The 11,052-nt window shown below is 44.0% G+C and carries 5 protein-coding genes; 4 read left to right on the forward strand and 1 reads right to left on the reverse strand.

All coding sequences use genetic code 11. The annotated features are described in order from the left end of the window. Positions 1–67 precede the first annotated feature (67 nt). Together RB620_RS18580 and RB620_RS18585 are read left to right on the forward strand one after the other, a co-directional pair. Positions 68–2,347 (forward strand): glycosyl hydrolase family 95 catalytic domain-containing protein, encoded by a 2,280-nt coding sequence (locus RB620_RS18580; protein WP_308096817.1) that lies wholly within the window; start codon positions 68–70, stop codon positions 2,345–2,347. A 12-nt stretch (positions 2,348–2,359) separates the two neighbouring features. After that, positions 2,360–4,471: an alpha-galactosidase gene (locus RB620_RS18585; RefSeq protein ID WP_308096819.1), complete on the forward strand. Its 2,112-nt coding sequence runs from the start codon at positions 2,360–2,362 to the stop codon at positions 4,469–4,471. Positions 4,472–4,539: 68 nt separating this feature from the next. On the opposite strand, the gene RB620_RS18590 is transcribed toward RB620_RS18585, so the two are convergent. Then, complete coding sequence (locus tag RB620_RS18590; RefSeq protein ID WP_308096821.1) at positions 4,540–6,141, reverse strand: ABC transporter substrate-binding protein; 1,602 nt, start codon at positions 6,139–6,141, stop codon at positions 4,540–4,542. Between the two features lie 565 nt (positions 6,142–6,706). Here RB620_RS18590 and RB620_RS18595 point away from each other — a divergent pair. Both RB620_RS18595 and RB620_RS18600 read left to right on the forward strand, forming a co-directional pair. Beyond that, on the forward strand, positions 6,707–7,762 hold the full coding sequence (locus RB620_RS18595; protein ID WP_308096823.1) for an S-layer homology domain-containing protein: 1,056 nt from the start codon (positions 6,707–6,709) through the stop codon (positions 7,760–7,762). Continuing rightward, entirely contained in the window at positions 7,752–10,955 is a 3,204-nt protein-coding gene (locus tag RB620_RS18600) for a right-handed parallel beta-helix repeat-containing protein (RefSeq protein WP_308096825.1), read from the forward strand. Before RB620_RS18595 ends, RB620_RS18600 begins: the two co-directional genes overlap by 11 nt. Positions 10,956–11,052: the final 97 nt, after the last annotated feature.

Below are 11,052 nucleotides of genomic sequence, written 5' to 3' on the forward strand. Positions count from 1 at the left end.
GATGCCAATGAAATTTTTACGTTTAAGGCAATAGAGTTTTAAGATAAATCAATATGCGAGGTGCACAATGGCGAATAAGCAGAGAAAAATGCCTGCCGAGCAGCACGATATGCTGTTTCATGAATCCATTAACCGTTGGGACGAGGCACTTCCTTTGGGGAATGGTTTAACGGGCTGTTTAGTCTGGGGCGACGGCGCTCCCATCCGTCTTAGTTTGGATCGTGGAGATTTATGGGATACAAGATTGGCCCCTGAGGTACTGGATAACGATTTTACGTATAAGAAATTAATTGAACTTATTAAGGAAAAAAATCAAGCTGAAATAGAAAGTAAGTTTAGCGATTTTTTCAGCGTCTACCCCAACCCTACGAAATTGCCAGCGGGGCGTATTGAATTATGGTGCGGTTCTGCTGCCGAACGCATGACAAGTAGTCTGAATATTAGGACTGCGACTGCGCGTGTCGAGTGGGTCGTAGAAGGCGAGACGTATCAACTCGAAACGTATCTGCATGCCGACAATGAATTGGGGTATATCCGTCTAACTGGAAATAAAGCGAATGATGTTCAGTTGCGGCTTGTTCCTCCTGATTATTCTGGCAATTTGCTGGAAAGAGAAAATAAGAGTTCCACCTTAGACTTGCAACTGGCATCGCTTGGTTATCCCAAAGCAGAGCTTGGTCATGAACAGGATACGGTTTGGTTCCGACAGGGAACAAATCATCGTTTGAAGTATGCGATCGTCGCTCAGAAAAAGCAAAAAAACGAATGTGAAATCGAATGGGTATATACGATTGCGGCGAGCTTGGATGGCGCGGATTGGTTTGAACAAGCAAGACGCAAGGTAAGGGAAGCCATTCATAGCGGTTATACAAAATCCTACTCCTCTCATGCACGATGGTGGGACAGCTATTGGCAAAAAAGCGCGATGACTCTATCCGAATTCGAGTTTGAAAAGCAGTGGTATTGGACGAATTACTTATTCGGTTCTTGCTCGCGCAAAGGCGCTCCGCCGATGCCGCTGCAAGGTGTATGGACAGCGGATGAAGGGTTGCTGCCTCCATGGAAGGGAGACTACCACCACGACCTGAATACCGAATTAAGCTACTGGCACTATTTGAAAGCCAATCATTTGGAGGAAGGCGAGAGCTTTCTGGATTTCTTATGGGAATTAAGGCCGGCCGCCCGCGAATTTGCCGATTCGTTTTTTGAAACGCCAGGGATCAACTTGCCATCCGTCATGGCCATTGATGGAAAACCTCTGGGGGGCTGGCCTATGTACTCGCTTAGCCCGACGAATCAAATTTGGTTATGCCAGGCATTCGACCATTACTGGATGTATACAGGCAATCGTGAATTTTTGGAGCATAAAGCTTATGTTTATTTGAGAGAAACGGCAGAGTGCATATTATCCCTTCTTCATCCCGGTAGGGATGGCAAGCTGCGCCTGGCAGTCTCCAGTTCGCCTGAGATCCATGATGATCGCTTGGAGGCTTGGCTAACGCCTAATAGCAATTATGACTTATCACTGCTCATCTATTTGTTTACACGTCTGGAGCAGATGGCGGAGCTTTTGGATAAGGGAGCGGAGCGGGCAAAGTGGGCAGGTGTTCTAAGCCAATTCGATGAACTGGCTGCTAACGAATCTGGTCTTAGGATTAGTCCTGACGAGAATTTAACGGATAGCCATCGGCATCATTCTCATGCAATGGCCATCTATCCGCTAAAGTTATTACAATATGATCGCTCAGCAGCGGAAAAACAAATCATTGACGATACGATTGCTCATTTGGAATCGCTGGGGAAAGCGAAGTGGGTAGGCTACTCGTTTGCCTGGATGGCAGCCTTATATACTCGACAAGGAAATGGAGCAGCAGCTCGTTATCATCTGCAGCAATTCTGGGAACATACATGTTCACCGAACGGCTTTCATTTGAATGGAGATTACAAGAAAACGGGGCTAACGCAATCGCACTATCGCCCGTTTACATTGGAAGGAAATATGGCTGCAGCAGACGCTTTGCAAGAAATGCTTCTGCAAACCAACCTGGGCGCTATTCGGTTATTTCCGGCCATACCAGTCACGTGGCGTAAGAATGGGGCTGAATTTCAAGGCTTACGCGGAGAAATGGGTATTCTAGTATCGGCAAAAATGATTGGAGGAAAGCTGGAATACGTGGAGCTTGAAGCGGAGTTAGCATGTGCGATCCAGTTGGAAAACCAATTTGGATCGGAGAGATTAACGTTAGAAATAGATGGAATCTGTTCGGAGATTCGATGTCCCTTAGGATCGGTCTTTTCTATCCCACTAAAGATAGATCAGACTTGCCGCATAGTAGAAAGTAAGTGAGGAGGAAATAAGATGATACGACATGACGCTTCGAAAAATATATGGGTCCTTGAAGGCGATCATATCTCCTACGTACTAGGCTTAAGTGAGCTGGGTACGATCAATCATATTTATTGCGGAGAAAAGCTGCCTTATCTTTCTGATTATGCTAGCGCCGATCGTGTAGCGGCGTTTCCTTATACGCTTGGAAGCGAGTTAAGCGAAGAGGAATTTATGGGCTGGGGGAAGGTGAAGTTTACGGAGCCCAGCTTGAAGGCTACGTTTCATGATCATGTTAGGGATGTTGATTTGGCCTTTGTTGATTTCGAAATCTCAGAACATACACTCGTATTGCTGTTAAGGGATACACACTATCCCTTGGAGGTAAAGCTTTATTATAAGGTGATCCCCGATTGTGATCTCATTGAACGATATTGCGAGATTGTGAATGATGGTGAAACCAACATTACCCTGGAACAAGCGTTGACAGGTTCCTTTTATGTCCCCAGAGAGAAGGATTATAGACTGACTTATTTGGCTGGGCGCTGGCCTGCAGAAACACAATTGGACAGAGTGATGATGCCGGACACGAAGCTTGTATTGGAGAGCAGAAGAGGAACGACCAGTCACTTTGCGAATCCTTTTTTTATGTTGGACCAAGGTGGAAAGGCGGATGAACATACGGGCGAAGTCTACTACGGTGCTTTAGCGTTTAGCGGTAATTGGAAGATCGTGTTTGAAAAAGACAAGTTCAATATGGTGAAGATTAGCGCAGGGATAAACGATTTTGATTTTTGTTGGAATCTAAAGCCTGACGAACGTTTTTGTACACCGAAGTACATAGTCGGGTATGTCAACCAAGGCTTCGGCCAAGCAAGCCGCAATCTTCACGACTATCAACGGAAGTACGTGCTGCCTGAAGTGAACAGGAACAAGCTGCGGAAAGTTCTCTACAATTCATGGGATGCTACATGGTTTGATGTCAACGAAGAACAACAGACGAAGCTGGCAGAGATTGCCGCCAAGATTGGCGTGGAATTATTCGTGGTGGATGACGGCTGGTTTGGCGCCCGTCATTCCGATCGAGCAGGACTAGGTGATTGGTTTATTAATGAAGATAAGTTTCCGAATGGACTTCAAAGCTTAATTCGTAAGGTCAATGATTTGGGGATGGAATTTGGATTGTGGATTGAACCTGAGGGGGTAAATCCCGACAGTGAACTGTATCGGGCGCATCCGCAATGGGTGTATCATTTTGAAACGAGAGAGCCGACGCAAATTAGAAATCAACTTATCTTAAATCTTGCAAGGGCGGATGTAAGGCAATATATATTTGATTGTATCGACAGTCTTCTTACGAAGCATCAGATTGCGTTTATCAAATGGGATATGAATCGAAACTTTAGCGAGCCAGGCTTCCCTTCCGCGCCACCAGAAGAACAAAAGGAAATTTGGGTGCGTCATGCTTGGGGGTTATACGAGATTGTCGAAAAACTGAAGGCAAAGCATCCGACAGTCATTTTCCAATCTTGTTCCGGCGGGGGCGGTCGCGTGGACATGGGAATCTTGCAATACTTCGACCAAGCATGGCCGAGCGATAATACGGATGCATTTGATCGGCTGCGAATTCAAGAGGGATTCTCATATGCATATTGTGCAAAAATTATGGAAGCATGGGTTTCGGATGAAGTGAACTGGGTCAATAACAGAAAGCTTTCTTTGGCGTATCGTTTTCATAGCGCGATGACGGGAAATTTGGGCATTGGGGACAACTTGCTAAAGTGGGGTGACGAAGATAGCAGGGAAGCAGCAAAATGGATTCAGTTATATAAAGAAATAAGGCCGATCATCCAGGAAGGCGATCAATATAGATTGCTTTCTGTTAGGGAAAGCCATTTGGCATCTGTGATGTATGTAAGTCCTAGTCGAGAAGAAGCGGTTGTATTTGCATTCTTACACTCCAATTCCTTTGATAATGAGCTTCCTCGTATTCGATTACAGGGCTTGGATGAACAGACATTGTATCGGGTAGATGACAGAGAGCAAGCTCTCAGCGGCAAAGCATTAATGACAGTTGGAATTAAGGTTGAGCTTAGAGGGGATTTTCAAAGTAAGATCATTCGAATCCGCAAGATGGTTAAATGAGGAGAAATTTAATAAAAAGAACCGGTGTTCGATCATATCGATACACCGGTTTTTTTATGAGTACGAGATTATTTGCTTCTCCAAGCGTCGTATTGAGCTTGTTTTTCTTTGATGATGTCATCTACGCCAGCCGTTTTTAAACGCTCAAGGAACTTAGGCACGGCAGTAGTCGGGTCAATCGATCCATTGCTAATGGCCGGAATCATCTCGGAAGTCACGGAAGAGACGTTGGCTATTTGCGTTTTTACAGGCGATGGGTCAAATACAAAGCCTGACAATGGCGAAACATCTGCTGTCTTATCATTTTCATACACGATGGTCATCGCTTTTTTGGACATTTCGCCAGCTTCATTTTGGTTATATTCATTTCTGTTGAATGTTGGGCTGTACGATTGACCGATTTGCCAGTCATTCCAGTTGAAATTGTATTTGCCTTCAAGTTGAGTGAAGTTGCCATTTTCGTCGAATTTGTAGTCAACGTCTTTTTCACCCAATGTAATGAGTTTGTATAAATCATCGTCCGTGTTCAGCAGCTCAATCAGCTGTACGGCCTTTTCAATATTTTTGGATTCGGAATTGACAGCAATGGCTGCATTGGAGCCAGCTCCAGCTGAAATGAGTGTACGTGTAGTCGATACGGAAACAGCAGGAGCATTTTTGGCTTCCGTCATGGACATCCCAAACACTTGACCAGGAAGATCGACGCTGTCAGGCCAGCCATAGCCATACGCAGCGATCATTTTACCAGCTTTGCGATCAGGGGACGTATCTTTGACCGTTGCACCATCTTTGCGAACATAGCCTTTATTGTACCAGTCACGCATAATTTCTGCGTATTGAGCGAACTCAGGCGTCTCAAATTGGTTAATAACTTTGGTCGGATCATCAAGATTGATCCAGCCTGGAGTTGTCAAATCCCCTACAGGCTCCATATTCCAGTAAAGCGGCTCATTGGCAAAGAAGCTATGAATCGAGCTAGTCTCCCATCCGATCATATCAGGATGCTTAGCCAGCGCATCGCCAAGGAACGGTCCGATCAATTGGAGAGCTTCTATTGTTGGCTTTCCTTTAACAGCCTTCCAGTCAAATCCTACTTCATTCGCAACATCTTCGCGGAAGTAAAAGCCGTTGCGCTTAGCAACGCCATATTGCTGATAATTGACAGATGCGTAAATTTTACCGTCTACTTTCACACCATCCCATAGACCTTGAGGGATTCGGGAATACGTTTCTGGAGCGAGTGTAGGCAGAAGATCAGTTAAGTCTGCATACGCGCCTTTGGCAGCGTTTTCGAAGAAGTTAATACCACCCCAGAATGCAGTGAAAGCAAGATCCCAGTCGTCGCCGGAATTGATCATCAAGTTCATTTTTTCAGCGTATGTGCTGCCGTCAATCATAACGAAATTCAATTTGGCATTAATTTTTTCTTCAATAATTTCGTTAGCTTTCTTCATAATGCGGTCAGACTCATTGACAGGTCCGTTCATCATGTAGAAGTTCAGCTCGACGGGTTTTTCATTTTCTTTGTCTGGCGCCTTAGTCTCCGTTGCTGGAGCAGAAGGATTGTTTTTAGAGTTGTTGGTAGAGTTAGAATCTGCATTCGAGCATCCAGACATGATCATTGCCGAAACAAGAGATAAGCTGATCAACATCGTAGAAAGTTTTTTCATTGGTATCCCCCTAAAATTGTAATGGCCTATTCAACAGCAAGTCTGTAAATCTGTTCATACGAATTGGTTTTCCATTAACTCGATAGAGTCTGCCTCCTTCGTTTTGTTGCATTGCTGTCTTCCTTAAGTGTAGTTAGAAGGATTACTCTCCTCAACAAACAAATTCATCATTCTCTTAGTTTTTCGACACAAGACATCTCTAAAAACTAATTAAATCTTCAAAGAGTCATTAATCGTTGTACGCAGTGTGAAAACAAATAGTTATTCAAAGATAACATCAGGATGAAGCAATAGATACTTTAATTCATGCAATGGCTGCAACGAAAGCTTTCGAAGCTACTTATACCGTATAGGCAATCGGAACTGCAAATGTCATTGAATGGTGGGAGGTGTCTCCCAAGTGTTAAAAAACAGTGAAATTCGTTCTTTTCAAATAACAGAGCGGAGGAATTATTAGAGAATAGTAGATTTTTTTGTGTATTCAGTCGATTACCGGATTGTTATGCTCAGCTTACCAAGAGAGGAGTATGGTGAAATCCCAACATTTGAAAGGATGAATTGATCTATGATCCGTAAACTCTTTGTGTTCAGTCTAGCAATGTTACTGTATGTTTCCGTCTTGCCCCCGAAAGCTGCGTTCGCAGACAAAGATCCTGCCTTTACTCTATCCATCATGAATAACACGCCAACCGTAAATCAAACCTTTCAAGTCAAAGTGAATGGAACAAAGCTTAATGATTTATACGCCTATGAAATTAATTTAACTTACGATTCGAAACGACTGAAATTTGTGAGCTCAGACAGCGGGAGTACAGGGTTCACGGTAGAACCGATTTTGAAAGGGAACACCATTCAGTTAGCGCATACACAAATTGGAAACACAGCAGGCAAGAATGGAAATGCGACTCTTGCTACGTTAACCTTTAGGGCGGTTGCTATGGATTCGGCTCTTATTTCGCTTTCAAGCTTGAAGCTTGTGAATTCCAAGCTTGAGTCCACAGTGGTGTCAAGTCGTGAAAGCGTGAAGGCTAATGTGAAAAGCGACAAGGGAGAACAGCCAACGAATGGCGGTTCTGATCCTGTCAACGGATTAACCGACATTTCGGGTCACTGGGCGAAAGCGTCTATCCAAGAAGCGATTAAGCTTGGATTCATCACAGGCTATGATGATGGCACATTCCAACCGAATGAGCAAACAACACGCAGCGAATTTGCGGTCATGTTGAGTCGTGCATTGAAGCTGGAAGGGGACGAACAAGATCTGCCTTTCGCCGATCTGAATGAGATCCCGGCATGGGCGAGACCTTCCATCTCACGAACGATAGCGGCAGGAATCTTGAATGGCTATGATGATAACTCGTTCCGTCCGGATCAAAACATCACCCGTTCAGAAATGGCGGTAATGATTGTTCGTGCACTTGGACTCAAGGTCGATCCGAATGCGAAGTCACCGTTCGCCGATGTGGACAAAATTGCTGAGTGGGCGAGACCATCCGTAACCGCGGCGTATGAAGCAGGGATCATTAAGGGGCGTGGTAATAATCTCTTCGCACCGAATGAGCATGCAACGAGGGCAGAAGCGGTAATGATGATCTTGGGGATGTTGCAATATGGCAAGTAATAGATGGGGCAATAATAAAAATGAGAGGAAAGATGTATGTATGCTCAAGAGATTACTGAGTATCGTTCTTGCGGTAACTATGACTTTAACTATGTTTGGATTGTCGGCAGCCAACGTGCAGGCCGAGACGCTAGTACATGGCAACATTCAAGCAGAGATCTTTGTATCACCGACAGGTAATGACGCAAACCCAGGAACCTATGAACAGCCGCTTGCTACTTTAGATGGCGCTCGTAAGGCTGTTGCGAAAATTAACAGTAATATGACAGGCGATATTTATGTTTTTTTTGCAGCCGGTGAGTACTACATGACGAACACAGTAGAATTTGGTGTTGCGGATTCTGGAACAAACGGTCATGACATTATTTATCGTGAAATGGATGGACTTGATACTGTTCATTTTATTGGCGGAGAAAAGGTGGACCCTAACTCATGGACCTTAGTTAACGGTACAGTTGATCCAACAGCAGACCCGGATGGAGATTTACCAGACAGTATTTCGGGTATGGTCTATAAATCATTTGTCGGCACTGGCGATTATCCAAGCAAAAACTTTAATACGCTTTATGTGAACGATACCAGACAAATGATGGCTCGTTCACCAAACTTAAATAAACGCCCTGATTTCCCTAGCTCATTTAGCGACTATTACAGAACGACTGGCGGCGGGGCAGGCGGCTCCAACGTGACATCTATGACTTTTAACGACTCTATTCTGGATGTTGACACAAGAAACGGAATGATTCATGCCATGGCTCGCGGTGACTTTGACGCGCAGGTGTTTACAGATGATTACGGCGGAGATCGACATTGGGAAAGCAATACACTAATGCTTAGCAGCTATACCACAGGCAAGTTTACTTTCAAAACGGATCCGGAAAAACCTGAATTTAACAGACCTCGCTTTACGGTTGGGCACCATAGTTCTTTCTTTGTTCAAGGCAACTTAGGATTCCTAGATCAGCCTGGAGAATTCTACTATAACAAAAAAACAGGTTATCTTTATTACTATCCAACAGAAGATATAACACAATTGGATGTCATTATCCCTAAAGTAGAAACAATCGTTCTTCTAAAAGGAAATGATAAGGATAATACCGTTCATAACATTCAGTTTAACGGCATCAAGTTCGCAGATACCAATTTCCCTGATTGGTATTCACCTTATTGGAACTGGGGTGATACAGGTACAGGTATGGGGAAGTATCCGCCCGAGGCTATGAATTCAACCAATCCATCTTATGCCGAAGGTGTAGACCGTCCGCAATTTCAGGTTGGTATCATTAAGATGAACTATGCCTCCTATATCAATATTGAGCGCGCTCACATCAAAAACGGAGGCATGAATGGCATTTCATTATATTTGGCCAACCATAACATTACAATTCGAGATAGTTTAATTGAGCATGTCGGTCACGATGGGATTCAAATCGAGGGTGGATATCCGGGTGATCCTATTAACGGAGGCATGAATGGAGAAGGCTACTCGAGAGATAATCTGATCGAAAATTCCATCATTCATGACGTTGGTGAATTGGTGCTATGTTCAGCAGGCATTTCAATGAACAATGCTGGCAGAAACACTGTAAGACATGTCGAGATTTACAACAGCCCTCGCCGAGGATTGCTCTTGCAGGCGGGCAATGCGAGAAATCCCAATAATGTGGGTGGTTTCGGCGACAAGTTTTTAAACCGTTACAATGACTTTTATATTCATAACAATCGTTTTGAATATGTGTACGTACACGATACCCAGCAAGACGGCGGAGATGACGGCTCGCTCTTTGTCGGTTGGATTTATAGGGGGAGTGATCCCGAACCCAACTATAAACGCAATTATTTCGAACAAGTTATTATTGATCAAACAGCGTCGAATCCTACAATGACAAACTATACGCCTAACAACATTAATACAGATATGGGCGCAAACGGACTAAGTTTTAAAAATGTGATGTCTACTAATTCACAGAACTTTAATTTTGAAGGCGGTTCCTATTTCCAATCTTCGTATGGTGACAAAGCGCTGATCTCAGACAACACAAACTTAAATTATGGACCAGCCTATGATCAGGATCCTACATTTGATCCTTCCAAGATGGAATTGGATAAAATCGGTGTAACTGCTGCTTATCCGGCAGAGTATAAATCACCATTGGTTGCCACCGATAAACCTACAGATATTTACTTCGAAGACAGCTTTGAGGACAAGGAAATTGATGTGGCCAAATGGAGCTATCAAAATAAGCTTCCAAAAACGACTACGCTATATATGGCAGGCACGCCGTTACAGGACAGTCGCTCTCTTATGCTGGATTATTCGGGTGCTGTAAAACCTGTATTATACAGGGAGTTTCCGCAAGCTTTAAATAAAGTGGTTTCAATTAAAATGTTTGACCCATTTGCGATCAATCCAACCGGATATGATTCGGGCAGACCCTTTAACATGAAAAACTTTTATACGATGACAAGAGCGGATGACGGAGAAAACAGTAGAGGAATTGGAATAAACGCGAATTCAGGCAGCGCAAACTTTAATCATTATGTGTTAAATATCGATGGGGTAGAGCAAGCCACAACGGTACAGCGTTCCAATGGTTGGCACGAATTGAAATGGGATTACACGGGAACGGGTGTAACGATGTATATCGACAACGTGCAGGTGTATCAAGATGTTACTGCTCTCCCGTTCGACTACTTGCAATTAGGTTCTCCTAGCGGTACAGGTGCAAGCTGGCTTGATCAGGTCTACGTTTATGGGGGAACGCCAGCACCTGCGCTAGGTTCAATTCCCATGCAGGCCGTACCGGCTTATGATGCCTCGAGCGAGAACAAAACACGACTAGATCTCAATTTTGAAGATGGCGTTGTGCCGAGTTTTAGTCTGAAGGGCGGAATTGCTCCCGTCTTGAGCGTTATTGCCGATCCCGCAGATTCAAGTAATAAAGTGATGCAAACCGTGATCGGAGATGGGCAAAGTTATTATCAAACGGGTGCACCTTGGAACAACTATATCGTTAATATGAAGTGGAAATTCGTTGGCTGGGGTTCCACAAACATATTAAATCAAGCCTATGATAATTTCACCATTTATATCAATACCAATGGAACAGAGCCCAACCCGCCAGCCTATCAGGTGATCTACCGCAGAAATAAAGGCGGAGTAACAGGTTTTGATATGCTCCCCATACGGTAGACAGGTGAAATAATAAAACCTGTTTACTGTAGGGGGAGCATTTTCTATGCCTAGAAATAAACTGAACGCTTTAGAAAAATTAGCTATTCTTCAAGAG

Origin of the sequence: Paenibacillus sp. LHD-117 (genome assembly GCF_030929555.1) — a bacterium.
Classification (GTDB): Bacteria; Bacillota; Bacilli; order Paenibacillales; family Paenibacillaceae; genus Pristimantibacillus.

Bases quoted from the DNA above. Each gene is read 5' to 3' on its own strand.
- RB620_RS18585 (WP_308096819.1), top strand. From the start codon at position 2,360: ATGATACGACATGACGCTTCGAAAAATATATGGGTCCTTGAAGGCGAT.
- RB620_RS18590 (WP_308096821.1), bottom strand. From the start codon at position 6,141: ATGAAAAAACTTTCTACGATGTTGATCAGCTTATCTCTTGTTTCGGCA.
- RB620_RS18600 (WP_308096825.1), top strand. From the start codon at position 7,752: ATGGCAAGTAATAGATGGGGCAATAATAAAAATGAGAGGAAAGATGTA.
- RB620_RS18580 (WP_308096817.1), top strand. From the start codon at position 68: ATGGCGAATAAGCAGAGAAAAATGCCTGCCGAGCAGCACGATATGCTG.
- RB620_RS18595 (WP_308096823.1), top strand. From the start codon at position 6,707: ATGATCCGTAAACTCTTTGTGTTCAGTCTAGCAATGTTACTGTATGTT.